This window comes from Microcoleus pseudofavosus SVA1_A4 (assembly GCF_036700565.1).
Taxonomy (GTDB): Bacteria; Cyanobacteriota; Cyanobacteriia; order Cyanobacteriales; family Microcoleaceae; genus Microcoleus.
In genome coordinates, this window is sequence record NZ_JAUBPE010000071.1 from 1 (window position 1) to 25,509 (window position 25,509).

The 25,509-nt window shown below is 43.6% G+C and carries 32 protein-coding genes; 11 read left to right on the forward strand and 21 right to left on the reverse strand.

The features are described from left to right. Nucleotides 1-255: 255 nt before the first annotated feature. The 3 genes from QUA02_RS25180 to QUA02_RS25190 all read right to left on the reverse strand — a co-directional run bounded on the left by QUA02_RS25180 (nucleotide 256) and on the right by QUA02_RS25190 (nucleotide 2,251). Complete coding sequence (locus tag QUA02_RS25180) at nucleotides 256-738, reverse strand: type II toxin-antitoxin system antitoxin SocA domain-containing protein (RefSeq protein ID WP_015178230.1); 483 nt, start codon at nucleotides 736-738, stop codon at nucleotides 256-258. 149 nt (nucleotides 739-887) lie between these two features. Further along, nucleotides 888-1,637 carry a hypothetical protein gene (locus QUA02_RS25185; RefSeq protein WP_333031770.1) on the reverse strand — a complete coding sequence of 250 codons (750 nt, stop codon included), beginning with the start codon at nucleotides 1,635-1,637 and terminating at the stop codon, nucleotides 888-890. A 143-nt stretch (nucleotides 1,638-1,780) separates the two neighbouring features. Further along, nucleotides 1,781-2,251 carry a DUF4079 domain-containing protein gene (locus tag QUA02_RS25190; RefSeq protein ID WP_333031771.1) on the reverse strand — a complete coding sequence of 157 codons (471 nt, stop codon included), beginning with the start codon at nucleotides 2,249-2,251 and terminating at the stop codon, nucleotides 1,781-1,783. 96 nt (nucleotides 2,252-2,347) lie between these two features. On the opposite strand from QUA02_RS25190, the gene QUA02_RS25195 reads away from it, so the two are divergent. Next, a complete protein-coding gene (locus QUA02_RS25195; RefSeq protein ID WP_333031772.1) occupies nucleotides 2,348-3,829 on the forward strand; it encodes an ankyrin repeat domain-containing protein in 1,482 nt (493 codons plus the stop codon). Nucleotides 3,830-4,003: 174 nt separating this feature from the next. On the opposite strand, the gene QUA02_RS25200 is transcribed toward QUA02_RS25195, so the two are convergent. Both QUA02_RS25200 and purH read right to left on the reverse strand, forming a co-directional pair. Next, entirely contained in the window at nucleotides 4,004-4,936 is a 933-nt protein-coding gene (locus tag QUA02_RS25200; RefSeq protein ID WP_333031773.1) for a 2OG-Fe(II) oxygenase, read from the reverse strand. Between the two features lie 214 nt (nucleotides 4,937-5,150). Further along, nucleotides 5,151-6,695, reverse strand: coding sequence for a bifunctional phosphoribosylaminoimidazolecarboxamide formyltransferase/IMP cyclohydrolase (gene purH / locus QUA02_RS25205; protein WP_333031774.1), 1,545 nt, complete (start codon nucleotides 6,693-6,695; stop codon nucleotides 5,151-5,153). A gap of 388 nt (nucleotides 6,696-7,083) precedes the next feature. Here purH and QUA02_RS25210 point away from each other — a divergent pair, with 388 nt between their 5' ends. Continuing rightward, nucleotides 7,084-8,973: a PAS domain-containing sensor histidine kinase gene (locus QUA02_RS25210; RefSeq protein ID WP_333031775.1), complete on the forward strand. Its 1,890-nt coding sequence runs from the start codon at nucleotides 7,084-7,086 to the stop codon at nucleotides 8,971-8,973. Nucleotides 8,974-9,215: 242 nt separating this feature from the next. Here QUA02_RS25210 and glcD read toward each other — a convergent pair whose 3' ends face one another. The 3 genes from glcD to QUA02_RS25225 form a co-directional block, all read right to left on the reverse strand. Further along, nucleotides 9,216-10,691 (reverse strand): glycolate oxidase subunit GlcD, encoded by a 1,476-nt coding sequence (glcD, locus tag QUA02_RS25215; protein ID WP_333031776.1) that lies wholly within the window; start codon nucleotides 10,689-10,691, stop codon nucleotides 9,216-9,218. Between the two features lie 69 nt (nucleotides 10,692-10,760). After that, entirely contained in the window at nucleotides 10,761-11,645 is an 885-nt protein-coding gene (locus QUA02_RS25220; protein ID WP_333031777.1) for a DUF6671 family protein, read from the reverse strand. 93 nt (nucleotides 11,646-11,738) lie between these two features. Next, nucleotides 11,739-12,131 carry a DMT family transporter gene (locus tag QUA02_RS25225; RefSeq protein ID WP_333031778.1) on the reverse strand — a complete coding sequence of 131 codons (393 nt, stop codon included), beginning with the start codon at nucleotides 12,129-12,131 and terminating at the stop codon, nucleotides 11,739-11,741. Between the two features lie 160 nt (nucleotides 12,132-12,291). Between QUA02_RS25225 and QUA02_RS25230 the strand changes: the two genes are divergently transcribed. Beyond that, entirely contained in the window at nucleotides 12,292-13,470 is a 1,179-nt protein-coding gene (locus QUA02_RS25230) for a glycosyltransferase family 2 protein (RefSeq protein ID WP_333031779.1), read from the forward strand. 264 nt (nucleotides 13,471-13,734) lie between these two features. Continuing rightward, nucleotides 13,735-14,406 carry a class I SAM-dependent methyltransferase gene (locus QUA02_RS25235; RefSeq protein WP_333031780.1) on the forward strand — a complete coding sequence of 224 codons (672 nt, stop codon included), beginning with the start codon at nucleotides 13,735-13,737 and terminating at the stop codon, nucleotides 14,404-14,406. Nucleotides 14,407-14,413: 7 nt separating this feature from the next. Here the strand turns inward: QUA02_RS25235 and QUA02_RS25240 are convergent, their stop codons facing one another. Continuing rightward, entirely contained in the window at nucleotides 14,414-16,369 is a 1,956-nt protein-coding gene (locus QUA02_RS25240; protein ID WP_333031781.1) for a BTB/POZ domain-containing protein, read from the reverse strand. A gap of 170 nt (nucleotides 16,370-16,539) precedes the next feature. On the opposite strand from QUA02_RS25240, the gene QUA02_RS25245 reads away from it, so the two are divergent. The 5 genes from QUA02_RS25245 to QUA02_RS25265 all read left to right on the forward strand — a co-directional run bounded on the left by QUA02_RS25245 (nucleotide 16,540) and on the right by QUA02_RS25265 (nucleotide 18,030). After that, nucleotides 16,540-16,767: a hypothetical protein gene (locus tag QUA02_RS25245; protein ID WP_333031782.1), complete on the forward strand. Its 228-nt coding sequence runs from the start codon at nucleotides 16,540-16,542 to the stop codon at nucleotides 16,765-16,767. Nucleotides 16,768-16,907: 140 nt separating this feature from the next. After that, the gene (locus QUA02_RS25250) at nucleotides 16,908-17,108 is read left to right on the forward strand and encodes a hypothetical protein (protein WP_333031783.1); all 201 of its coding nucleotides are present in this window, start codon (nucleotides 16,908-16,910) and stop codon (nucleotides 17,106-17,108) included. Between the two features lie 42 nt (nucleotides 17,109-17,150). Continuing rightward, nucleotides 17,151-17,300 (forward strand): hypothetical protein, encoded by a 150-nt coding sequence (locus QUA02_RS25255; RefSeq protein WP_333031784.1) that lies wholly within the window; start codon nucleotides 17,151-17,153, stop codon nucleotides 17,298-17,300. Between the two features lie 142 nt (nucleotides 17,301-17,442). After that, complete coding sequence (locus tag QUA02_RS25260; protein WP_333031785.1) at nucleotides 17,443-17,667, forward strand: DUF433 domain-containing protein; 225 nt, start codon at nucleotides 17,443-17,445, stop codon at nucleotides 17,665-17,667. Between the two features lie 3 nt (nucleotides 17,668-17,670). Beyond that, nucleotides 17,671-18,030 (forward strand): DUF5615 family PIN-like protein, encoded by a 360-nt coding sequence (locus QUA02_RS25265; RefSeq protein WP_333031786.1) that lies wholly within the window; start codon nucleotides 17,671-17,673, stop codon nucleotides 18,028-18,030. A 4-nt stretch (nucleotides 18,031-18,034) separates the two neighbouring features. Here QUA02_RS25265 and QUA02_RS25270 read toward each other — a convergent pair whose 3' ends face one another. The 4 genes from QUA02_RS25270 to QUA02_RS25285 form a co-directional block, all read right to left on the reverse strand. Next, nucleotides 18,035-18,271 carry a hypothetical protein gene (locus QUA02_RS25270; RefSeq protein ID WP_333031787.1) on the reverse strand — a complete coding sequence of 79 codons (237 nt, stop codon included), beginning with the start codon at nucleotides 18,269-18,271 and terminating at the stop codon, nucleotides 18,035-18,037. 39 nt (nucleotides 18,272-18,310) lie between these two features. Continuing rightward, a complete protein-coding gene (locus QUA02_RS25275) occupies nucleotides 18,311-19,153 on the reverse strand; it encodes a CFI-box extended C-terminal domain-containing protein (RefSeq protein ID WP_333031788.1) in 843 nt (280 codons plus the stop codon). A gap of 123 nt (nucleotides 19,154-19,276) precedes the next feature. Next, nucleotides 19,277-19,459: a hypothetical protein gene (locus QUA02_RS25280; RefSeq protein ID WP_333031789.1), complete on the reverse strand. Its 183-nt coding sequence runs from the start codon at nucleotides 19,457-19,459 to the stop codon at nucleotides 19,277-19,279. A gap of 137 nt (nucleotides 19,460-19,596) precedes the next feature. After that, nucleotides 19,597-19,929 (reverse strand): hypothetical protein, encoded by a 333-nt coding sequence (locus QUA02_RS25285; RefSeq protein WP_333031790.1) that lies wholly within the window; start codon nucleotides 19,927-19,929, stop codon nucleotides 19,597-19,599. Nucleotides 19,930-20,106: 177 nt separating this feature from the next. Here QUA02_RS25285 and QUA02_RS25290 point away from each other — a divergent pair, with 177 nt between their 5' ends. After that, nucleotides 20,107-21,492: a helix-turn-helix domain-containing protein gene (locus QUA02_RS25290; protein ID WP_333031791.1), complete on the forward strand. Its 1,386-nt coding sequence runs from the start codon at nucleotides 20,107-20,109 to the stop codon at nucleotides 21,490-21,492. 85 nt (nucleotides 21,493-21,577) lie between these two features. On the opposite strand, the gene QUA02_RS25295 is transcribed toward QUA02_RS25290, so the two are convergent. From QUA02_RS25295 to QUA02_RS25315, 5 genes are all read right to left on the reverse strand, one after another. After that, nucleotides 21,578-22,237, reverse strand: a complete 660-nt coding sequence (locus QUA02_RS25295; protein WP_333031792.1) for a Uma2 family endonuclease — start codon at nucleotides 22,235-22,237, stop codon at nucleotides 21,578-21,580. 93 nt (nucleotides 22,238-22,330) lie between these two features. Continuing rightward, nucleotides 22,331-22,909: a Uma2 family endonuclease gene (locus QUA02_RS25300; RefSeq protein ID WP_333031793.1), complete on the reverse strand. Its 579-nt coding sequence runs from the start codon at nucleotides 22,907-22,909 to the stop codon at nucleotides 22,331-22,333. 108 nt (nucleotides 22,910-23,017) lie between these two features. After that, a complete protein-coding gene (locus tag QUA02_RS25305) occupies nucleotides 23,018-23,221 on the reverse strand; it encodes a DUF6887 family protein (RefSeq protein ID WP_333031794.1) in 204 nt (67 codons plus the stop codon). A 121-nt stretch (nucleotides 23,222-23,342) separates the two neighbouring features. Then, complete coding sequence (locus tag QUA02_RS25310; protein ID WP_333031795.1) at nucleotides 23,343-23,594, reverse strand: helix-turn-helix transcriptional regulator; 252 nt, start codon at nucleotides 23,592-23,594, stop codon at nucleotides 23,343-23,345. Between the two features lie 36 nt (nucleotides 23,595-23,630). Further along, complete coding sequence (locus QUA02_RS25315) at nucleotides 23,631-23,936, reverse strand: helix-turn-helix domain-containing protein (protein ID WP_333031796.1); 306 nt, start codon at nucleotides 23,934-23,936, stop codon at nucleotides 23,631-23,633. A 110-nt stretch (nucleotides 23,937-24,046) separates the two neighbouring features. Here QUA02_RS25315 and QUA02_RS25320 point away from each other — a divergent pair, with 110 nt between their 5' ends. Further along, the gene (locus QUA02_RS25320) at nucleotides 24,047-24,244 is read left to right on the forward strand and encodes a hypothetical protein (RefSeq protein ID WP_333031797.1); all 198 of its coding nucleotides are present in this window, start codon (nucleotides 24,047-24,049) and stop codon (nucleotides 24,242-24,244) included. A 127-nt stretch (nucleotides 24,245-24,371) separates the two neighbouring features. Here the strand turns inward: QUA02_RS25320 and QUA02_RS25325 are convergent, their stop codons facing one another. From QUA02_RS25325 to QUA02_RS25335, 3 genes are read right to left on the reverse strand one after another with little or no spacing between them, the layout of a single operon-like run. Then, the gene (locus QUA02_RS25325) at nucleotides 24,372-24,719 is read right to left on the reverse strand and encodes a DUF5615 family PIN-like protein (protein WP_333031798.1); all 348 of its coding nucleotides are present in this window, start codon (nucleotides 24,717-24,719) and stop codon (nucleotides 24,372-24,374) included. Further along, nucleotides 24,716-25,033, reverse strand: coding sequence for a DUF433 domain-containing protein (locus QUA02_RS25330; protein ID WP_333031799.1), 318 nt, complete (start codon nucleotides 25,031-25,033; stop codon nucleotides 24,716-24,718). The genes QUA02_RS25325 and QUA02_RS25330 overlap by 4 nt, the downstream gene beginning before the upstream one ends. A gap of 43 nt (nucleotides 25,034-25,076) precedes the next feature. Beyond that, nucleotides 25,077-25,415: a type II toxin-antitoxin system HicB family antitoxin gene (locus QUA02_RS25335; RefSeq protein ID WP_333031800.1), complete on the reverse strand. Its 339-nt coding sequence runs from the start codon at nucleotides 25,413-25,415 to the stop codon at nucleotides 25,077-25,079. Between the last annotated feature and the right edge of the window lie 94 nt (nucleotides 25,416-25,509).

Consider the following 25,509-nt stretch of genomic DNA (forward strand, 5'->3'; position numbering starts at 1 on the left):
TCAGATTGCACTCACTTTCTTCACTTCTCTGCTGCAAAAGCGATCGTATCCCTCTTTAAAAACTGTCCGGAGTATTGGTCAAAGAAAGGTATTAAAATAGCTTAAAGCCTTATTCTATAAGGATTGTGAAGCGGTCAAAGCTAGTGGTCAATAATTTGGCAAGTGGACAAATAATTTGACACTCGACAAAGAGATACTCTATAGGGATTGATAAAATAAATCCAACCTTGACGCGGTTTTTGTCCAGCCACTCGCTCACCCCAATTCACTCATTAACTTTTCTCTTTCTTTGGAGAGATTAAGTCTCACCTGTTCCTCTGGTTCGTGGCTATATTTAACCTCAAGCATGGGAGCAGTGCTATAGACATATTCTAGTAACTGATTCAGTTTATCCTCTCCTGCACCCGCCCATTCTCTCCTGATGTTGTCAAGCATGAGCTTCAGACCTAAAGGTAACTTTAAATCATCCACATTACCAGCTCTCTCACCAAGTCTGATGAATATACTTTCTCCCTGAGATTCTTGAACAATCTCTTTGCCATTCATTTGATTTAAAACAGCCTCTATGCCTTCATTCCAAGGCCCATAGTAATAATAACGCCAATCTAAATCAGTAAGCTGCTTGTCTGTCCATTTGACCGCATAAAGATCCGCTAAGTACAAAAACTTGATTAACTGCGTTTTTGTAATATAGCCTTTTGTTGCGTAGACAAAGTATTTGATCAGGTTCTCTAGCATGGCTTTCCTTCTTTTGATTTCAAAAAACTTCCTAATTAAGCTTATAAATTTTTCGCTCAATTTAACTTTAGTCTATTGTTTCTTCACTTGTTACTTGATATTCAGTAAGCTCTAAGTTAGGAAATCTCAATATTTTTCGGTACTCTAGCTTACCACTCATAACCGTGTTCTTTTCCCCATTGTATCCAGGCTAGGGCCATTTGCTTCATCCGGCCGCGCTGTTCGGGTTTTACCGGATTGTCACCAGTAATTGCCCTCAACGCCCAAAACCAATGGTCTGGCTTTTGTTCGAGGTCACGCAAAATCAAGGGGATAACTGGCTGTCCCATGCCGATAATTCTCTGATAAGCCTGGTGCATTGATTTCTGTGTAACTAATGATAGCATCCCCGTTTCGAGACGCCATTCTTCGGCGAACTTCTTAAACTCTGCTTCTAGTTCTACCTTGCTTTTAATCGGGAAGTCATCAGCAGGAATTCCTGAAGGCAACAAATATACTTTTAAAACATCTTTGGCTTTTGATGCCGATTCTAAAAAGCTATTCGGCATCAACAAGCTATTAAGCTTTTCACAAAATTGCTCTTTTTCTTCGGGTGATAAGTTAGATAGTTCTTCAAATTCATCAACAGCCGCAATAAGCTCATCTGCTAGTTCTTCCACCGTCCAAGCATAAGTTTTCTTTAAAGCGTATATAGGAATAATACTCTCTAGTATATTGACTAAATCATCATGGTTCGTGTTTTCTACCTCTGACTCTACGTTTCTGACTAAATCATCAATAGGCAACGCAGGGACTGTTTTTCTCAACGCACTCAAAATAGCCTCAAAGACTGAGTTGTCCAAGGCTATAATTTTTTCGATGCCGGATTGATATTGGCGATGTATTTTTAAAGAAGGCATATTAGTTTTCTTGTCTTTGCGAAGAGAAGTTAAATTGAGACTAATTGGCTTACTTATACGTTCATTATAACACCCTTTCGATCGTAAAAATGTAGGGACACGGCAGTGCCGTGTCCCTACCCAATATCTTCTTACTCAAATCATCACATTTTGCTGATAATTCTCTGCACGATTTCCACGCCTGTTACTGCTTGCCAGCCAAACAGCCCCAAGAGCACAATATTCAGAAAGATGTGAGTGTTTCTGGCCAAATCATTGCCTTTTTGCATCAAAGGAGTCAGCGAGGCTGCGATCGCAATTATTGCCGTCATTCCCAATCCTGCTAGCAAGTGGGAGCCGACAAATAGCTTGCCGTTGTTGATGTAGGTGACGGCCATCCCGCCGATCGCCCCCATTACCATCAAGGCTAGCAGCAAAGAACCCATTTGGTGGTGCTTGACGTTGAATTTGCCCTTAATTAACTCTTTTTTGACTTCGCCTTCGGCGCTTCTGGTACGGCGGATTTGCAGGCCGAGATACAAAGCATACAATGAGATTGCCAGCAATACCCACATTAAAACTGGGTGGAAGAATTGGCTCCAAACTTTCACGGACTGAGGAATTTCGAGATTCATAGTGTTCTGAGGATTAGCAAACATACTTCATAAAACTTAGCATACCAGTCAGTCCGTCTCGTGCGACGGTACAAATATACGGGATGAGAGACTATTATGCCTGCCACTAAACAAGACGCTGTATTGATTCAAGCCGCCAAGACCGGCAACATTATTCACGTCCAAGCTTTGCTCGCTAAGGGCGTTAACGCTAATGCCAAAGACTCTGAGGGGACGACGGCTTTGATGTTTGCGACCCAAAAGGGCTATACGGAAATCGTGCGTATCTTACTAAACAATGGCGCTAATGTCAATCAAGCGAGCCGGCGTTTTGGGCTGACGGCTTTGATGCTGGCGGCGGCTCACAAACAGCCTGATTCTGCGCGGCTGTTGTTGGCGGCGGGTGCTGATGTTAATGCTAAAAATGATGATGGAAGTACGGCTTTGATGGCTGCTTCTCTGAAAGGTGATATCAAGGTTGTGCGGCTTTTACTTGATGCTAATGCTGATGTAAATGTCCGAGATAAAGATGGAGATTCGGCTCTAAAAATAGCTGCTTTATCCGGTCATCTAGCTGTTGTCAAAGCTTTGACTGATGCGGGTGCTGTTGCTGACAATTCTATGCTGTTTTTAGCTGTCCGTCAAGGTAGGGCTGAAATTGTCCGAATTTTGCTCGATCGCGGTGCGGATGCTAATGTTAAAAATCTAGAGAGCAAAACTGCTTTGATGCAGGCACAGGTGGCGGGAAATTTGGCTGTTGTCGAGGTGCTGTTGGCTGCTGGTGCTGATGTCGAAATTCGGGATAAAGACGGCGAAACTGCTTTAACTTTGGCTGCGGATTTTGGCAATATTCATGCGGTGCAAGCTTTGTTGGGTGCGGGCGCTGATGTGAATGTGAAAAATGGAGATGGGGGCACGGCTTTGATGGCTGCTGCTGCTGGGGGAAATTTGCCGATCGCCCATATCTTACTCGATGCTGGCGCGGATATCAACGCTAAGGATAAAGATGATGAAACTGCTTTGAATTTTGCCGTGGTTGAAGGCTGCGAAGATGTGGTGGAATTGCTCTTAAACCGAGGTGCTAGTGTCGGTGCTAGAAATCGGTTGGGCGATACGCCTTTACTGGTGGCGGCTGTTCACGGCCATAGTGCGATCGTATCGGCTTTGCTGCAAAAAGTAAACTCAAATCCCGCTGATTATCTGAATGCTAAAAACTTTGGGGAGACTGCTTTGACGCTGGCTGCTTTTCACGGACATACCGAGACGGTGAAGGCTTTGCTTGACGGCGGTGCAGATCCGAATGTCCCGGCGGATTTGGGGAAAACGGCTTTAATGAAGGCGTGCGATCGCGGTTATGTGGCGATCGTCCAATTATTAGTCGAAAAAGGTGCAGATGTCAACTTGCTGGATGATTCGGGCGCAACTGCTGTAATGTGGGCCGCACATCGGGGTTATGCTGATGCAGTAAAGATTTTAATCGCTGCTGGTGCAGAACTAAACCACAAAAATCCGGGAAATTATACAGCTTTAATGCTGGCTGAGTTTAAGGGTTATTCTAGTGTGGTGAAATTGCTCAAAAGTGCTGGCGCACAGGAGTAAAACTCACGCATCATATCAATTCCGGCTGCGCCGGAATGACATAGAGGAAACGGCAGTGCCGTTTCCCTACGCCAGATTTATTGTAGGGAAACGGCACTGCCGTGTCCTGATTTCGGGTGATATTAATTCCGATGCAACCGGAATTGATATTAATTATTGATTTAATTTCCCACCTCAATTTGCTTTACGCACCCAGCCGTTAATAGTAAAGCGGCTATCAGCAAAAGCTTTCGTGGGACAGCTAACTCGCAAAACTTCGTGCATATACCGACTCAGAAAAAATACGATGCTGTTATTGCGAGGCTCAACGGTTCTGAATGTCTCGGCGGCTACATAGAAATTGTTCTCGATTTTGCTGTCATAAATTTGCAATTCGCCACCTGAAAAAGCCTTTGGTTCTCGATTGAAATAGTAAACGTAAGTAAAAAATCTGGTTGCGGTATCTGGAGAGCCGCTGTCGTTGTGAAGTTTGTAAAAGTTGTTGTCGTTGTGCATGGTTAACTGAGCTTCTATCTCACCAAGCGAAAATGAGGGAAGATTTAATTTTTGCAGCACGTCGGGGAGAATTGCTTTGATGCGATTAACCATCAGTTCCGAAAATTCGGGGAACGAGTGGAGTACCATCGAACGGCGGTAATCTTCGGCATTGGTTGAGGTGCTGGTACTCACAAATTCTGATTCTTTTGCTAAGACATATTTGATGAGTTTATTCTTTTCTGCAGGTGTCAAAAAGTTGTCTATTTGGGCGTAGCGAGATATTAAATCGTCATTTACAGGCGGCGCAGGGGCAGGAACTTCTGCGGGAATTTCTACGGGAGTTGCTGGCTGCTGGGGTTGCAGTTCCTGCAAGTAAATTGGGGGTTCTGTGACTAATCCGACTAGGTGTTCGCCGGGAAAAGAAAAGGCGGAACGCCCTCCGTCTATAGGGATTTGAAATAAGGTGGAAAAACCGGGTGTTTGTTGCGTGCGATCGACTAATGTTTTGACAAGGCTGTGCAATAATGGTGTATCGGATTTGAGGATGACGGTGCACTGATGTCCGCCGGTGAGCAGGATTTTGACTTTTACGTCTTGGGGTTTAATTTGCTGTTGAATTGTGGTAGTCATAGCCGTTAGTTATAGAAGAAGGAAATTTTTTTTAGGGCGGGCTAGAAGCCCACCCCACAATAGAACTGGAATTGACTCTTTTCTTTGTGAAACAGGCCGGTAAGCCTTTTTGTGGCGGGCTTTCTTCCCACCCCACAATAGAATTAACTCTTTGTGGAACAGGCATCTTGCCTGTTCATAATAGAGGTGCAAAATGTCATTGCTACGAACTTAATTAATGCAAAAAGTGCCGAATATCAGTGAAAACCATTGTGATTCCGAGTTGGTTGGCGGCTTCAATGGAATCTCGATCGCGCATACTTCCTCCCGGTTGGACGATCGCAATTATTCCAGCCTCAGCCGCAGTTTTGACTGAATCGTCGAAGGGGAAGAAACCGTCGCTGGCCAAAATCGCTCCTTTGCTTTTGTCTCCTGCTTGTTCCAATGCTAGTTTAACCGATCCCACGCGGTTCATTTGTCCGGCGCCGACACCGATTGTAGTGCGATCGCGCGTCACAACGATCGCATTAGACTTGACGTGTTTCGCTACTTTCCAAGCAAACAGCAATTCTTCCAACTCTGCCGCCGTCGGCTGTTTCTCAGTAACAATCCGCCAGTTGCTAGTTTCTTCTACTATATTATCTGAGTCTTGCACCAGCAAACCGCCTGCGATTATTTTAACAGTTTGTGGCGGCCCTTGAGTCAAATCTGGCAAAATTAATACTCGAACTTTCGCCTTCTTCTTGATAATTTCTTCCGCTTCCGGTTCGCACCCAGGGGCGACGATACATTCTAAAAATGTTTTAGTTAACGCCGTTGCGGTAGCAGCATCAATCGGGCGGTTGAGGGCGACAATTCCGCCAAAAGCCGAGACTGAATCGGTGTCGAAGGCTTTTTGATACGCTTCTGAAATAGTTGTTCCCAAGGCTGTGCCGCAAGGATTTGTATGCTTTAGAATAGCGGCGGCGGGTGTGTCGGGGAATTCTACGATCAGTCGCCTTGCTGCTTCTAAATCTACTAAATTATTGTAGCTTAATTCTTTGCCTTGCAGGATGGTGCTAGTCGTCCAGCCTGTCGGTGTATTTCCGCTTTGATACCAGGTGGCGGCTTGATGGGGATTTTCGCCGTAGCGGAGAGTTTGCAACTCTTTTCCTGATAAATTAAACTGTTCTGGTAGCTTCGATGCTTCAGCGGATTGGCTGCTGAGATAATTTGCGATCGCGCGATCGTAGTTTGCTGTATGTTTGAAGGTTTCCAGCGCGCATTTTTGTCGAAACTCTAAGGATGCTTCCCCGCCATTTTCCCGCAATTCTTTTAAATAAGTATTGTACTGTTCTGGATCGCACAAAACTGTCAAATGAGCGTGGTTTTTCGCTGAAGCTCTCAGCATCGCTGGCCCGCCGATATCTATCTGCTCAATTGCGTCTGCAAGCGTTACTCCAGGTTTGGCAATTGTCTGTTCAAATGGATACAGATTTACAACGACTAAATCGATCGCCCGAATTTGATTTGCGGTTAAATCTGCGAGGTCTTCCGGTACATCGCGACGTGCTAAAATGCCGCCGTGGATGCGCGGGTGAAGTGTTTTGACTCGCCCGCCCAAAATTTCGGGAGAACCGGTATATTCCGCAACTTTGGTGACGGGGATTCCAGCTTCTTTCAGGGCGCTTGCTGTCCCGCCGCTGCTAATTATGTCAAATTCAAATTCTTCTACTAGACTGCGCGCTAAGTCAATTAGCCCGGTTTTATTGGATACGCTCAGAAGTGCTAGACGTGCCATTGGTTTGAAGTTGCGATCGCAAAAATAGACAGGTTATATTCTATATCAAATCTGTCTGCACTGGTACGCTCGGGTAGCACGTAATTGGTAATTGTTAATTGATACTACTTTTTCGATCGGTAAAGATGAGCTTGTTTGGTGCGGCGACATTTATATTTACAAAAATCTTCTAATTTTTATTTAGCATTTGTTGCCAAGTAGTCTTGACATCAATGAGTAAATGTAATCTAGGACACAATGGCCATCGCACTTTAATTTTAATAATATCTTAGGATTGTTTCTCAAAGCGGTGTGCTAGCATTAGCTGTAAATTGCTGTTTGCTTAAACTGGCACAAAAGTAACCGATCTAAACACTTTATTTTAAATTTTTTGGGAAGGGCTTACAATATGTTTTCTTACGATGCAGACTCAGAAAGTAATATCACTAATTTCACCAGTTTGAAGAGAACAACAACTAAAAACATCGCCGGAGCAAACTCTCAAGACCGGCCAAACGCTTTACCGCAGGATGTCGCAGACAGTCACATCTCAGAAGCTTATAGTATTAATCTGTGCGAATTGCAGCAGATGGAACTAGCAATGCAACAGCTAAAACGGGATTTGAAAGCTAGCGAATCTCGATTTCGTAATGTAATCAGAAAAAATGCAGACGGCATCGCAATCGTCAACAAAAAAGGACTTGTTTGTTTTGTAAACCCCTCAGCAGAAGCACTGTTTAATTGCAAGGAAGAGGAACTTTTAGGTCAAGAGTTTTTTGGCAATTTAGTAGTAGAAGGTTCCGCCTGCGACATTGACATGGACACGAATATTATTCCCCAAGTTGGAGAAACAGACGCAGCAGGAATTCGCGTCATACAAACAGAAGTTGAAGCTATTAGCAAGGGCAAAAAAAATGCTCTGGTAGAAATGCGGGTGGTGGAAACGGAATGGGAAGGAGAAATGGCTTATCTAGCTTCGCTGCGAGACATTACCGATCGCAAGCGCGCAGAAGAAATGCTTTGGTTGTACGATCGGGCTATGGCTGCTACTAGCAGCGGAATTATCATCTCTGACGCAACTAACCCCGAACATCCGATTATTTATTGCAATCCCGCATTTGAAAGCATGACAGGTTATCGGCGGGAAGAATTTTTAGGGAAAAACTGCCGATTTTTGCAGGGAAGCGATACCGATCCGGCGGCGGTAGAAACCATTCGTCAAGCCTTGAAAAGCGAAAGCGAATGTCAGGTAATATTGAAAAATTATCGGCTGGATGGAACGGCTTTTTGGAATGCTTTGTCCATATCTCCAGTGCGCGATCGCACTGGCAAATTAACTCATTTCATCGGCGTGCAGAGAGACATTACAGATCGCAAACAAGCGGAAGAAGCATTGCAGAATTCGTCAGCGCAAAGTAGAGAACAAGCAGCGAAGTTAGAAGCAGCACTTAACAAACTCAAAGACACCCATTCCCAACTGGTGCAGAGCGAAAAAATGTCCAGTTTGGGATTGCTAATTGCCGGCGTCGCCCACGAAATAACCAACCCCGTCAGCTTCATCTACGGCAATCTCGCTCACCTCAAAAACTATACTCAAGACTTGTTGCACATGGTGGAACTTTACGAACATCACTATCCCGAGCCCGTAACGGAAATTCTAGAGGAAAAAGAAACCCTCGAACTCGATTTTTTAGCTAAAGATTTACCTCAAGTCCTATCTTCAATGAGTGTGGGAGTTGAGCGGATTTCCCAGATTGTCAAATCCCTGCGAAACTTCTCGCGGCACGACAATTCCGAAATGAAACCCGTTAACCTTCACGAAGGTATTGATAGTACGCTGTTAATTCTCAATCACCGGTTGAAAGGAAACGGCGAAACCCATCCTATTCAAATTGTGAAAGAATACGGCAATTTGCCACCTGTTGAGTGTTTTTGCGGGCCGATAAACCAAGTATTTATGAATATTATTAGCAACGCGATCGATGCTTTGGATGATTGGAACAGCCGGCAAACTTTTCAAGAAATTCGAGAGAATCCCAGCCTGATTAGGATTTGTACGGAAGTAGCAGGCAATTTTGTAGAAATCAAAATTGCTGACAACGGGCCGGGAATAACTGAGGAAGTCAAGCAGCGCATATTCGATACATTTTTTACTACCAAACCCATTGGCAAAGGCACGGGAATGGGTTTGTCAATTAGCTATCAAATTATTGTAGAAAGACACAAAGGCGAATTATATTGTACTTCGGAATTGGGCAAGGGCACGGAATTTACTATCAAAATGCCGATCGAACATTAGCGTTACTGACTACTCATATCAAATCCGGTGGCCGAGGAATTAATATTACCCACAGTCAGGAGACGGCAGTGCCGTTTCCTACAATTAATCGCGGTAGGGAGACGGCACTGCCGTGTCCTCTATATCATTCCAATGCAAACGGAATTAATACAGCAGATTGCAGGTTTATGAAGTACATTCAATATCCCGTAGGGACACGGCACTGCCGTGTCCCTACAAGAACTTACCGCATAAATAGCGAATTAAAACACCTCCGCACCCTCCAACTTCTTAACTGTTTCAACCTTAGCCCTCGCCGCTTCCCCGCAAGTCTTAGGCGTCGGAAACATCTTCCCAGGATTAGCCAAACCTTTCGGATTAAACACCTGACGCACCCACTGCATCGTCTCCAAATCCACCTCCGAAAACATATCCGGCATAAAACACTTCTTATCAGCACCGATGCCGTGTTCTCCCGAAAGACTTCCCCCAACTTTGACGCAAAGCCTGAGAATTTCCCCGCCCAATTCTTCCACCCTTTCCAGCGCACCTTTTACCGAGTTATCGTACAGAATCAGCGGGTGCAAATTCCCATCTCCCGCGTGAAATACATTAGCAATCCGATAGCCGTATTTCTCGCTCAAACCCTCAATTTCTTTGAGAACATAAGCCATTTGTGTACGGGGAATTACACCATCTTGCACGTAATAATCAGGACTCAAATGACCCGCCGCCGCAAAAGCAGCTTTCCGCCCTTTCCAAATTTTCATCCGCGTTTCTGGGTCATGAGCAGTCGTGATATTCCTCGCTCCATTCTGCTTGCAAATTTCATAAATTCGCTGCTTATTTGTCGCAACTTCTACCTCTAAACCGTCGATTTCTATGAGTAAAATTGCCGCTGCATCGCGGGGGTAGCAGCCTGTAGCAACAACATCTTCCACAGCATTGATACTGATGTTGTCCATAATTTCCATGCCGCCGGGAATAATGCCAGCGCTGATAATATCGGAAACCGATTCGCCCGCTGCTTCTATACTGGCAAAATCCGCTAGGAGAACGCAAATCGATTCCGGCGCTTTGAGAATTCGCAGAGTAACTTCTGTGGCGATTCCTAAAGTGCCTTCGGAACCGACAAATACACCAGTTAAATCGTAACCGGGCATTTCGGAAATTTCGCCGCCGACATCGACAATAGAACCGTCGGGAAGTACCAATTTTAATCCTAAAATGTGATTCGTTGTAACTCCGTATTTGAGGCAGTGAACCCCCCCAGAATTTTCGGCAACGTTGCCGCCAATCGAACAAACAATTTGACTGGAAGGATCGGGCGCGTAGTAGAAACCGGCGCCGCTAACTGCTTGCGTTACCCAGTTATTAATTACTCCCGGCTGCACGACTACTTGCTGATTTTCTAAGTCTACTTTCAGGATTTTTCGCATCAGGGCAGTGACAATCAGCACGCAGTTTTCGACTGGTAAAGCGCCGCCGGAAAGACCGGTGCCGGCACCTCTAGCAACCCAGGGAATTGAGTGGCGATCGCATATTTTGACCGCATGCGCCACTTCCTCGGTAGTTCGCGGCAATACCACCACGGCGGGGCGCTGGCGGTAGCTGGCGAGCCCGTCGCACTCGTAGACAATCAATTCTTCGCGGCGCTGTACGACGCCGTTTTTGCCGACTACAGCCTCGAATTCTTTAATAACTGGTTTCCAGTTGCGTTCTGTTTCTATGGCTATCATTAGTGAATTTAATTAGGGAACTCTCAATAATATTGTTGCAAACTTTACTATTTTTGTGCAATTATTTTTCTAAGGGTTGCAATATTGACATAGGGAAGGATCGGCAGTCTCTCGACCGTCGGGAAATAGTTTTTCTTTAGTATAACCGCAGTTTTTGCATTTATAGATTGCCGATCGCGCTAGCTGAGTCGGAAAATAGCAAAGTCCGCAGGGCAATCCAATTTTCGTCTCAGCAATCTCGAATCCCGGCCAACCGCACTCCGGGCAGAATTGCTTAAATTTTTTAACTAAATCGAGAGTTGCATTTTCAATGTTTTTCATCCGAGTTGGATTGTACATCGCCCGCATATCTGTTTCGATGTGAACTCGGCCGGTTGACGATTTATTTAAGCCTGCTGTCACAGCGTCAAAAAATTGTTTTTCTGTCCTAATGCCCTTGACAAGTTCGCCGTTACCGAGCGCAGCTTCGCCAACTACAACCACCAGTGCGTGATCGGGAAATCCAGCTTTTTTAGCAAAATCATCTGCTTCTTCTATACTGGAAATTAACTGGTGACTGTAGTTAGTTTCAACCGAGAAAGAGTCGCCGATGAGTTCTAGATTGTTGGCTCGATCTAATAAAATTACTATTTCTCTGTTAGCTGCCAGATACGGCATCATTGGGTGAGGGCCGAAAGTACCTTCGCTGGCAAAGGCAAGAGTTTCGCCTGCAATTTCTAGGGCTTTTTGTGCTTTATGGCGAGCCGCTTCTATTTGAGTTCCTAAGCGTTTAACTTCTCTGGTGAAGGTGCCGAATGCGTCAGTGTCAAGCTCCGCAGGTACTAGGATATTTACGCCCAATTCTCGTTCCAAAACGGGAGCCATCACCCGTTCTTTTTGGTGCATGGTAGCAAGAACTGCGGTGCGATCGTTCAATAATTGATTGGGATTCACCGTCTCAGAAATATTAGACATACAGCAGTATCATTTCATAAAACAATGCTGAAATATACCCCTTTGACCTAAGTTATCAATTCCGCACTCAAGCGTCTATGTCAAAAGCGATCGCTAGTTGCCCCCAGCGGTTCCCCCACTTTGACCTTGGAGTACAAAAATTACTCCCGTCATAATTAGCCCCACGCCTACCAACCGCAGCGGCGGCAAAGGCTCGTTAAATACAATTTTGCCGCCCAAAACAGTAAACAAGTAACTGATTGACAGTAAAGGCGAGACTATGCTAATGTTGGCGCGAGACAAAACTACGATAAAGCCGATCGAAGAAACTGCATACAAACACAGACCTCCAACTATCAAAGGCTGAGTTGCCATTGCCATAACTTTTTCTACTAAATTAGCAGCGCCGATGGGCCCTAAGATTTTAGCTCCTGCCTTCAGACTAAATTGACCCACAACACTGCACAAAATAGCAGCAAGCAAAACTAGAAAAACGCCTCTATTCATTAGTTCACCAACATAATACTACAGATCTAGAATGGCTCGGAAAAAACTCTCCTTAACAGCTTAGATTAAGTTTTATTGAGTTTTGTTCGCCACCCATATTTTAAACATACATACTGGAAATGCAAGTATTGTCGATCGCCAACAAGAGTGAAACAAACATATGGCAGAAGAGACCAACGCAAGCGGGGAATACACTCTCGAATTATCGATACTCATGCCTTGCCTGAATGAGGCAGAAACTTTAGAAGTCTGCATAGAGAAGGCGCTGAAATCGCTGCGCGAACTTGATATTGCCGGTGAGGTCATCATAGCAGACAATGGCAGCACTGACGGTTCTCAAGATATCGCCACCAGAATGGGAGCCCGAGTCGTACCCGTAGCAGCCAAAGGCTACGGCAGCGCCCTGATGGGTGGCATAATCGCGGCGCGCGGAGTCTATATAATTATGGGCGATGCCGATGACAGCTACGACTTTTCCAACCTCGGCGCCTTTGTCGAAAAATTGCGGGGAGGGTGCGATTTAGTGATGGGAAACCGCTTTCAAGGGGGCATCAAACCGGGGGCAATGCCGCCGCTGCACAAATATTTAGGAAATCCGGTGCTGACGTGGGTTGGGCAGCTATTCTTCTCAAGTCCCGCCGGCGACTTTCACTGCGGGTTGCGCGGTTTCAGGAGAGACTCAATTTTGAAACTGGACTTGCAAACAACGGGGATGGAATTTGCTAGCGAAATGGTCGTCAAAGCCTCTCTGTACAAGTTGGGGATCGCTGAAGTCCCAACGGTACTCTCTCCCGACGGCCGCAGCCGCCCGCCGCACCTGCGAACTTGGCGAGATGGCTGGCGGCACCTCCGATTTTTGCTGCTTTACAGTCCCCGGTGGCTGTTTCTGTATCCCGGTACTGCGCTGATGATTTGGGGCCTAATTGTTAGCATTTGGCTGTTGCCCGGTACTCAAAAAATCGGAGGTATCAGCTTTGACGTACACACGCTGCTTTATAGTTCGATCGCAATTATCGTCGGTTTTCAAGCAGTAACTTTCGCTTTCTTCACCAAAGTTTTCGCCATCAGCGAGAAACTGCTGCCCGAAGACCCCAAACTCAACAAAATATTTCGCTATGTCACCCTAGAGACAGGATTGATTGTCGGAGTCACACTGATCTTAATCGGAATAGTTGGCTCGTTCTTGTCATTAACTATATGGAGGGAAACAGCTTTCGGTTCTCTAGATTCTTCTAAAACTCTGCGTTTGGTTATTCCCTCGCTCACTTGCCTCACCGTCGGTTTGCAGATGGTTCTTTCCAGCTTTTTTCTCAGCGTCCTGAGCTTAAAACGCAGGTAATAAAAATCCACATAAAATTTCGTTCTCCCACCTAAATTAGGGTAGCACAATTGCTCTGCTTATCAAGAAAGTTCCCACTGCCAATCAAGCTATGTTAGATTGTTGTAGGTTTTGTGCGATAGAGTCCGGTTAACTAATTACAGATAAGTTTGCAGTCAAGACTTGATTCCTAAAAGGTTTCAAGGACTGACTCCCAACATTTTGAGCGTAGCTGATTAGCCGGAATTGGTATCATTCCATCCCAATATAAAATCTCAAATCTATATGACAGTAACTGAAGACAAATCGAGCGAGTATATTGGCCCAAAATTAGGCGGTTTCGCAACTCGACTATCTTGGTATGCTCGCCAAAAAATGTTTGATTTGCTCGTGGCATTAGCCAATCCAAACCCCGACACAACAGTGCTAGATGTGGGAGTCACTTCCGACCGCCGCGAAGATTGCAACTTCTTTGAAAAACTCTATCCATATCCCCACAAAATCACCGCAGTCGGTATGGAAGATGCTGCGTTTTTAGAAGAAGAATATCCAGGTTTAAAATACGTCCGTTCTGATGGATTAAGCTTGCCGTTTCCCGACAAAAGTTTTGATTTAGTCGTGAGTTTTGCCGTAATCGAACACGTCGGCAGTCGGACTCAGCAACAAGCTTTTGTTCGGGAACTTTGCCGCGTCGGCAAAACTTGCTGCATCACAACTCCCAACCGTTGGTATCCCGTAGAATTCCACACTGCTGTTCCCCTAATACACTGGCTTCCCCCCTCTTGGTTTCGAGCTTTCCTGAGAACGATCGGCAAGGACTTTTTTTCTAAAGAGGAAAATCTCAACCTTTTATCCGAGAAAGATGTGTTAAAGATGCTGCCAGCAGATGCTGAAGTTTCTACCAGACATTTTCGGCTGCTGGGTTTGATATCTAATCTCCTTTTTTATGTCATGTAAATAGTTGCTACTTACTCTGAACTCCCAAATCCAGCACAAAATTTTCTCCGTCTTCATAAAGTTTTTTTCTGGTTTTTGCAAGTTGCTGCACGTTATCCCGAAAGTCGTGAGAGAGTTGTGATTGCAGTCGAAACCAAGATGACAATCCAGGCCCTGAAGTATCTACATCTGCGGGATGATTGAGACTCCAAGACGAATAAGCTATGTATCTAATCGATTGTGAAACTAGATAAGTTGCTAAAGCTTCAGGGCCTTTGAATACAGGCATTCCGGGAGGTAAACTCGCTCCTCCCGGCCAGTCTGCGATGAAAATTTGATTGCGTTTAAAATCGAGGATAAAAGGTGCATCTAGCCTGGTTAAAACTGTTTCTCCCTGTGGAATAGACTGTTGCAGTGCTGCATACTGCGACTTTTGCTTAGCTGAAACTAAAGATGGATTCGTGAGTCCGAATTGAATGTTTTTTACATAAGCCGAATAAGTTTGTTTGGTGATATCCCAATCGTAGCTGATTGCGAGACCTGCACAAAATACAGCGGCAATAAAAAAGTTGGCTACTCCGTTTTTATTGAATGCTCCTGTATCAGTCATGGCGATCGTAATTAATATGATAATTGCCGGGAACAGGTGAGAGAATGAATAGCGAAAAGGGTCGGCATTTTCGGTAAGTACGCCTACAGCAACTGTTGCCAATCCCGCTGCAACTGTCATAGATAAAGCTGCTTGGCGGTTCGAGAACGAACGTTCTTCGGGTAAATTGCCAAACTTCAGAGGTCGGACGCTCAAGCTCAAACAGCCGAGCAATATCAGTACAAAAATGTAGATGCCTCTGAATGCTGCGAGGGCTGTTTTAACAGTTCCCAACAGTGACGAGCCTGATTTGAAAGTAATGCCGTAGGCGGAGGCGTGATAGCCTTTTCCCAAAAGAGGATACAGTAAAGTGCCTGACGATTGATACAAAGAAATCATCCAAGGTAGGAGAAATATTCCCACTAATACTGTCGCCAGTCCGAATTCCCATACAACTTTGAGTTTTGTAGGGGAACTGATAAAATAGCAAATGTAGCTAACTGCAAATACAATAGCAGAGGCGGGAATTAGGGAAGATTTCAAAGTACAAAGTGCTGCGGAGATTAAAGCGATAATACAAGCATTGGAAACCCAAGAGTTGCGTTCTATTTCTTTACTGTCAAGCGTCCTGAACAAACTTACAAATAAAGCGACTGGCAGCATCATACTTGTAGTGTTTGCCTTGGGTACAGCAATCAAGAGTACAAATAAGATTGTAAAGATTACTCGTCTCGTCGAGGCTGGATTTTTTTGAAAAAAACCAATAATTAGTCCAACAGTAATTATCAGCGCCAAACCAGGGTCTATGATGTTTAAATTAGTGTCAGAAAGTACGCTGACAATTAAAGTATGGAGAAATGACTGTCCCCCCAAAGAGATCATTCTTCTTTCGCTAAAAGGCTCTAGGCCTATCGAACCGAGTTGCAGCATTTTGTGGGGAAATACTAAGTAAGCGTGGTAGTCATCGCTGGTATTAAACCCGTCAGCATAAACCATGTTGGAAAAGTTGACTCTGCCTGTATAAATCCATCCCGCGTATTGGATTAAAATCAGGAAACTAACTGTGGCAATTCCTGCTAAGATGATTTTATCTTTGCGAGTTTCTTGAAATAGCTGTGAGAGCTTGGTGGCGATTGATTGTCTGTGATTTACCAAATCTACTAGACAATAAATGAGTCCCAAACCTAAAAAAATTAAAATTGTGGTTTGGGAAATAGTCCACGTTGCATTTAAAATGCCGCCAATTAGAACGCTAAAGGCTAGACCCCAAGCGGCTCTTTGTCCCCAGTCAATCCGCTGGTTGGGAAAAAGAATGTGGTTGAGGACTTTTCCCCAGCCTGTGAGGGATAGTAGCAGGCATATTCCCCAGGAGAATGATATTAGGTATGAAATCATTGGTGTCAAGGTGCGATCTATTCAATAGTTAACTTCTGAGGTGATTATTTGTCAAGTGCTTGGTTTTTTTTTTGAAGGGTTTTTGATTGTGGGCGATCGCAGAAGCCAAGTTTCAGACTATCTGGTACGATCGAGCAGGTAGCTCTAATAATTTTCAATAGCTATTAACTATGAAAACTCAAGAACTTCGCGAGAATCTTAAGCAATCAATAGATCGCTTATCTCCTGAACGGCTGCTCGTTGCTGCTGATTTCTTACCTTATTTAGGAGAACGTGAAAGCAATGAAGCTACGAACGAATTATTGAAAATTCCCGGTTTTGTTGAAGCTTTTAATAAAGCCCAAAAAGATGTAGCAGCAGGTAAGGTGACTTCAGTTGAGCAACTAAAACGAAAATAAGGGCGATCGTACTTTTGGAAAATAAGGGCGATCGTACTTTGGGAAGATAAGGGCGATCGCTTTTCCCAGAATTCCCAATTGAGATATAATATAGAGCAAGCAAAAAAATCAACGAAATTTAGTGTAACTTAAGATAGCCTATGTTGACTATTGAACAGATAGAAAATGCGATTCTCCAACTTCCGCCCAACAAGATTGGAGAGTTGTTAGAGTGGTTTCTAAATTTGGATTACCAACGATGGGATGTTCAGTTAGAGAAAGATATTGCGGAGGGTAAACTGGATGCTTTAACAGCAGAAGCGATCGCAGATTTTGAGAGTGGTAATTATCGAGCGATTTAATGCACTATACGAAGGAGAAAGTTTTGGGATTGTTACAATGCTTTGCCATCAACCGTAGAGGCTACAGCCGATCGGTGTTATGAGTTGCTGAAGGCAGATCCGTCTCATCCTTCTTTGCATTTTAAGAAGGTTGGTAATTATTGGTCTGTAAGGGCCGGACAAGCTTATCGGGCGTTGGGTGTAGAAATTTAAACAGGTATTTTGTGGTTTTGGATTGGTACGCACGCAGAGTACGATCGGCTGATTGGAAAATAATGCCGCTGGTGAAAAATACAGGTTGCGATCGCCTACCTGATGACTTAAAATAGAAGAGACATATAGCTCTGTGGTCAAAATGGACAGAATCTCCGTCAACCCTCAAATTCACTTCGGTAAGCCTTGCATAATGGGTACGCGCATTACTGTACAGAGCGTTCTCGAATTACTAAATGAAGGGCTTTCTTTTGGAGAAATTATCCGAGACTACTATCCCGATCTGGAAATGGATGATATTCGGGCGTGCTTGCGTTATGCGATCGCACTGGTGGCGGCTGAAGATGTGCATTTGGCATTAGCTTAAATTATGAAGTTTCTGATCGATCAAGATGTGTATGCTGTCACCACAAAGTTTTTGATTGATGCAGGACATGATGTAATTGTTGTCGCTCAAATGGGTCTAGCGCAAGCAAGTGATGAAGAAATACTGAGAGTAGCGCAAGCAGAAAATCGCATCCTGGTTACGCGAGACAGAGATTACGGAAATCTTGTTTTTGTGAGGGCGATCGGAACAGGTGTGATTTACCTTCGAGTCTTACCTAAAATGGTGAATGAAGTTCATAAGGAACTAGCAGGAGTTATTGAAAATTACTCTGAAGTAGAACTAAAAGGGGCATTTTTGGTTGTAGAACCTGATGGACATCGGTTTAGAAAACCGCTTAGATAGGGTGTTAATTAGTTTGGTGTGGGAAAGCAAAGGGCGATCGCACTTTGGGAAAATAAGGGCGATCGGACTTTGAGAAAGATAAGGGCGATCGTACTTTGGGAAGATAAGGGCGATCGCACTTTTGGAAAATCAGGGCGATCGCACTTTGGAAAATAAGGGCGATCGCACTTTTGGAAAATAAGGGCGATCGTACTTGGAAAAAAGGGGCGATCGCACTTTGGGAAGATAAGGGCGATCGCATTTCCCCGCTGCTTGTTAAATAGTTCTTTTTAAAACTGTACTAACTTTTAACTTCTCGGCTACGCATCCACTCAGCTAAACGCTCTAACTGCTGTCTTAAAAAGCTCTTGATGACTGGTTGCATCTTCACATAGTTAGCGATGCTAGGGCTGATATTGTAGTATAGGCTGACTAATCCTTGACCTACAGGATTAGTTAAAAGTTTTTTGTCACGGAAATTGCGGAATGTGTCTATATCTGGGTGTGTGGAAGTAGAATAAGCTGCTGTGGCAATGAAGCAAGAGCTACTAGAACTACTAACACTAACTGCTTTGGATGGTACAAGAAATGTTTTATAGGAACAACATTTGTCAAAGTTGGCCACCAGTTCTATGAATATGGGATCGTCTGAATAATCCTCGACTTTATATGTATTTTCTACAAAATCCCTGCATTTATCTCTTATCGCCTTTTCTTCATCAGACAATTTGTTAGAACTTGCTTGAATCGTATTATTATAAATAACCAAATATTCTGGTTCTAACTTGTTTTCATATTTACCAATTGTCTCTACTATTTCATCAACTTTTTTTTGGAATATCAGTGCTTTATAAGGTTCGTTGAGTTCATCATAACACTTTTTCACTTTGTCGATAAAGCTAAGCATCACAAAAAGTAAGATGATTTGGCTTGCTAGAAAAATCATGCCCCCTTCTTTTGATTCGCAAAAACAAAAAAAACCTTCGTAGAATTTTAAAGCAGAGTTATATTTTTCAAGAGCCTTTTTGTAGTATCCTGATTCTTGATATTTTTGGCCTTCAGAAGTTTTTTCGATAGCATTATTAAACAGTCTAGCGGTACCAACAGATAAATAATCACCTGGGTTTTCAAATAATTCACTCATCTTTACACTCTCATCTTTACACTAAAATAACTTAATATTTTTTCGCTACTAATTAGTATACTTTGAGCGATCGCCCAACCTTTAACTTGTCCTGGAGGTGTGGGCGATCGCAAGTTTTCTCAATCAATCCTTCCATTTCTGAAGAGTAGTTGCGTAGAAATTCGCTTTACGCCAAGCTTCCTCAGCAGATGAGGCTTTACCAGCAGATTCATTTCCAACATATACTTCGCCAGTATCCTCGTCCCAATCATAATCGTAAGAAGAATCTGTCGGCGTTTTAACTGTACCCATGTGTTTTCTAGCCATAACTACTCCCTTGATTTTTATAAGATTCAACTCAATCTCAGTATTAACTGAACTCTAATTAGCAGGTTTCGTGAAGCTATCGCCTAACATTTAACTTTTCTTGTAAATGTGGGCGCTCGCAACTTTTCTAATCACAATTAATCCAGTAATGAGTCTAACCAATTACTAAGTTCTTCATCAACGGATGCACCTGTAGTTCCATACAGACTGTTTCCGTAGCCTCCTCTTGTGTCATCTTCCCTCCTAGAACCACCATATTTTGCAATTATTTCTTGGCGTACACTTCCCTCCGTAGTTCTAACATACCATCCCCCATTTTCTTTGTAATAGTGAACATGGTTTTTTAAACCTTGATAGTTATAGTCAATATCATCTTCAGTTTTGCCCACTAGAATCTCAGTTCCACTTCTAGCCACTTTGTAGTAGCAATCATTACCAATTTTTTGAGCACTATCAGGCCAATCAGCCATTGATTTTTTCCTTATTAATAATACTGACTTAATCTTAAGTATAGTACAAGGATGAGTTTGGCAATATCGGAAAGATCGGAACTTTCGCCAGACAAGCAAATCGGAAATGTCGGAATCTTGTCGGAAATGTCGGAAAGATCGGATATAATACGACAAATCCCAGTACACGACTGACCTATGGACATCGCAGAAGTCTTGAAACTCGCAGACGAACTAATCTTCGCGAAGACGGGAGAACATATAGACTATCTGCAAAAAGCTATCCTAGAAGGGACATTCCAAGGTCGGACATACCCGCAAATTGCTGAAGAGACTCATTCGAGTGAAGGCCATACCAGAGATATCGGTTCGGAATTATGGCAAATATTTTCAGAGGGATTGGGAGAAGATATTACTAAAAGAAATTTTAGAGCAATATTAGAAAAAGCGAAATTTGATAACTTTTCATCAGCCATCGGTAGAGTAGGTAGAGATTATGTAGCGATTAACAACCTCAATATTTGTCAAGAAAGGGCGAGAATCCCAACAAAACCCGTAAACCGCCAACAAACTCCTAAACAACTCCACATAGACTTAGGCGACGCGCCCGAAATCTTCAGCTTTTTCGATCGCACTTCCGAACTCTCCACCCTCGAAAACTGGATAACACAGGATCGCACACGCCTGATCGCACTCCTGGGAATCAGCGGAATCGGCAAAACAACCCTCTCCCTAAGCCTGATCGATCGCATCAAAACACAATTCGATTACGTCATCTATCGCAGCCTCCGCTTTTCCCCAACCCTTGATGCAACCCTCACCAACCTGCTGCAAATCTTTTCCCAACCATCTGAAATTCCCCAAAACATCGAAACCAAAATTTCCCAAATCCTCGATTACCTGCGAAAAAACCGATGTCTGATTGTCCTCGATGATGTACAGATGCTTTTGGGCAGCGGGCAACTAGCGGGACAATATAAAACTGGATATGAAGATTATCAGTTATTTTTTAAACTAATTGCCGAAGTTTGTCATCAAAGTTGTTTGATATTGAATAGTTGGGAAAAACCGAGGGAAATTGCCAGATTATCAAAAGATAATCATCCCGTGCGATGTTTTGTATTGGGAAGTTTAGGAGTAGCAGCGAAAGAGATTTTGAACTCACAAAATTTATCCGATGAGGAAACATGGTCAACTTTGATTGATATTTATCAAGGCAATCCTCTGTGGTTGGAGTTCACTGCAACGCTGATTCGAGAGTTGTTTGGGGGGAGAGTTTCTGAGTTTTTGCACTGCGAGATGCCGATTTTAGATGAAGGGTTGCAATCTCAGTTATCTCAACCTTTTGGGCGTTTGACTCCGGCAGAGTTAGCAGTGATGATTTACCTGGCTAATCAACCTGAACCGGTTGCTGTGTCGCAAATTTTCAACAAAATACCATTTTCCCCGTCAGAAATAGTCAATGCAGTGCGATCTCTGGGAAGTCGGTTTTTATTGGATGCTGTAGAAGAGGAAAAGATAACTTTGTTTAGTTTGAATCCTGTGATGAAACAGTATGTGAAAACTCAGTATCTTTCTAATTGATATCAAATTAGGTTGATAAACGCGATATCCGTAGGGAAACGGCACTGCCGTGTCCGTACCCCTAGGAAACGGCACTGCCGTTTCCCTAGCGTAGCTGTTTCTGTAAGTGCGATCGCACCCATTCCCGAAACTCTCTAATTCTCGCATTCTCTCCCTTTTCTGAGTCTAGGTGCATAAACTGTGCGAGTTCTTTGACAGGAAACGAGGCAAATGCCAAACTCGTTTCCGACTCGATATAACCCGTATCATTTAAAATGTTAATTATTAGTTTCCCCTTCTTCCAAATCCAAACCTCCGGCACTTTTAATTCCGCATAAACCGCCATTTTATTGATAGATGAGCTAGTCAAATCAATTTCCACAGCTAAGTCGGGCGGCGGGTCATTTTTGAGATCAATAGTTAACTTTCCCCGCATTAAAGCTTCATTTTGAATATAAAAACATTCATCAGCTTCGTTGCCAGCTTTTTTCGGTTCCGAACGCCAAGTAGATGATTTTAATCCGATAATTTCAATCCCAATTTCCTCAGACAGCGCTACAATTAGCCTACCGAGAGTCCAGCTATACCTTTCATGTTCTGGTAAAGGTACCATAAGTTCTAAAGTTCCTTGATAGTAAGTCATGCGCGGCGTTGAACGTTCCGCAAATATTTCTAACAAGTGTTCGTAGGTTTCCCAACTGATATCATGTAAAACCAGGTGAGAACCTGCAAGCTCTTCTTTACTGTACGCCAGGGTTTGAACCATTGCAAATACTCCACGAGAACTTTAACTCTATTTTACTGTATTGAACATTGGACAGGTGCGATTCCCTGCGGGATAGCTTCGCACGCGCGTACATTACCAAATCGACTCAAGATTCAAAATAAATCCGGGGAGAACATCTTCACCGGATACAGTGGCTGGAGATTCCAACACTTCAACTTCTTGTTGATTCAGACGGTAAATTTCTACTTGCCGCGATTTGCGATTAATTAACCAACCTAAAACAGCACCGTTAGCTCGGTATTCTTTCATCTTATCCTGAGTTTCTTTCAAACTATCGCTGGGAGACATTAACTCAACGACAAAATCAGGACAAATGGGGGGAAATTTCTTTTGTTGTTCGGGAGTTAGTGCATTCCAGCGTTCTAATTTTACCCAACAAGCATCAGGTGCTCTATTTGCACCATTGGGAAGTTTAAAACCACCAGATGAATCAAAAACTTTACCCAGTTTATTTTGCTGATTCCAAATCCAAATCTGTGCAGTTAATCCTGCATTGCTGTTGCTAGTTTCTCCTCCTGCTGGTGACATGATAATTAATTCTCCTTTCGCTGTGCGTTCCAATCTAATATTTTCATTCTCCTGACATAGTTGGAAAAACTGATCGTCTGTCAGCTTAATAATTGGATTGAGGTTGAGGGTGAGGGCAGTCATAGCGGTATTTTATCGTGGCTAAACGACCTTTATTGGGGATTGTAGCATATTGAGTGTTGCGAGGGCGATCGCTGGTATGTTTAAGGGCAATGCAAACGATTGTCTGGATTAATTAGCCGACTTTAACTGCACCCCAATAGCTGATATAATTTTCTCTTCCCAAGCTGGATCGTCAAGTTTTATAGTAACTTTGCGAGGACGGGAATGCCGCCGATCCATGTAGGCATAGAAAGCTTCGCGATCGTCTCTATGAGTGAGAATGTATTGCTTTAGTTCGCGATCGCTCATTGCAGCATAATTGATATTATTCATGGCTCAATACTCCCATCTATTTATAATATAAAATCAAGGGCGATCGCTCTGCGAAAATACTCCTCTTTCGTTCGATCGAAGGCAAATCGAGGGGCGATCGTATCCTATTTTTCTCACATCCTCACTCAGGCGGGCCAAAGCGATCGGGCAAGTCATCAAGAGTTAACCCGCGCGATCGCAAAAAATTTGCCAAAGCTTTCATCTGGGCAATTGTGAATGTCGGCACGTTATCTCCGGCTTCCCAGCGACTCACAGTGCGTACCGATGTCCCAATTTGCCGAGCAAATTCTTCTTGGGACATTCCTAACTCATCTCTGAGTTTTTTCAGCGGTGATTCGCCAGCTTCTTCTTGAGGTTGTCTTGGCTTTGTCATAATACCGGGTACGATCGCCCAGAAAGCGATGGTTTTCTAATCTTCATTTTCCTTCACAGCGATCGGTCCGAAATCATCGGGAATTTCCAGGGCTGATTCAATTTGTAGCAATCGCATCATGGTTTTCCACTGCCGAGGCGTTGGTTTTGCTTCTGTTTCGCCGGAAATCCACCGCTGATAAGTTCGCAAGGGGATACCGCACTGCACCGCAAATTCCGCCTGAGAAAGCTGCGTCCGCTCAATTCTCAGCGTCTCTATTGGTGAATCACTATCTTGAGGTCTTCTGTCTTTTTTCATAAAAATTTGGCGCGTCATATTGACATATAAGTTTTGGCGCGTCATAATGGCGTTAAAGTAACTAAGAGAGGACAAACCACTAAAAGCTAGTTAGGGGTTAACTTGTCCTGCCTTTCTAGTGTCTCATTTTGCCCGCAATCTATGGCAGAACTAGGATGAACTACAAACAACAACTTTACCCGTGGGTGATTTACCGCCACCTGCCCAACCTGCAACGCCTGACTGTGGCGCGTTTTCGCCGCCGAAACGACGCCGAGGAACACTTGCGGATTATCAAAAGATTGCTGCCGCAAGTGGAGTTTGCGATCGCCTTTGAGGTGAATTCGCAACAGCTAACAAATTGTGCAATATAGTATAAGAGCGATCGAACTTTGGGAATAAAGGGGCGATCGCTTTTCCCACAATTTAAAATTGAGCTATATTCGCACCCGCGCACTTAGGAGAATATCGGATACAAAATAATTTCTAGTAAGGCTTTGGCTATAAAGGTAGGTACTGAACGCGGTTAACTAAATCTTCAGGTTTGCTCACCTTAGCAATAATTTCCAAGTCACGAATGCAATCACCAAAAGTTACATTCTGTTGATGGGCATAGATAACGCCAGCAAAATTTACTTCTGCTTGCTGGCGGCTGTTAGCTATGGCTAAAAAATCTTCGTCTTGTGTAAAAACAACGCGCTGAAGATCCGTTGCGCGATCGAGTATAATAGGGTCTGGCGTGTTTTGATGGTTATCTTCTTGAGCTCTCAAAACATCTACATCTCTTTGTCTCAGTCCATTTGTAATCGGTAGAGGCACATTCTCATCCATGTACAAAGCTACACTCATTTAATTAGTCCTTGGGCCCGGAGTTTTTTAGCCAAAGGAGATTCACCGGCTTCTAATCGCAACTTTTCGGCATACTCGAATCGGCGCTGCATATCTGCATCAAGCTCTTGTTTACGATCCCAGTAGTAAGCTAAGGCAGAGTAAATTTTACTCAAAGTTAGGTGAGGATAGCTTTCCAGTAATTCTTCAGGACTCAATCTGTAAGCTTTTACTGAGGTAATTAATTCAACTACTTTCATCGTAGTCCCTTGGATGATAGGCACATTCTTCTCATCTAATTCTATGTATTTATATTCGGTTGCAGTTAGTGGCATAGTTTACCTCGTTAATGGAGCTAACTTAATTATCCTAAGCTAATTAAGTGTTAATTGCTTGCTCGGCTGCTCTAATTAAAACCTCATCCATCCAATTGTTAATACTTTTGCCAGCCTTCTTTGCCGCAATAAAGATTTTGCGGTGATGTTCGGGAGTAGTGCGGAAGGGAAGTTTACCTGAAAATGGTTTATCAGGTTCCTGTCCTAATTCTTGGCAAAACTCTAGATAATCATCTATGGAATTTTGGAATTCTTGGCGAGCTTCTTCAATAGTTTGTGCCTTAAAAGTCACTACGTCATTAATATCGAGGACTCGCCCGAAAAGAATTTCCGCTTCTAAATCTACTTCAATGCTAGCACTGTAACCTTTGTAAGTCATCATGGCTGTTAATTTTTCCTCTTTCAATAAGTGAAGCTTGTGGATGATAAATTTTATGCTAATACCCTTGTTGATTTGGGCAATCAACAAGGATTTT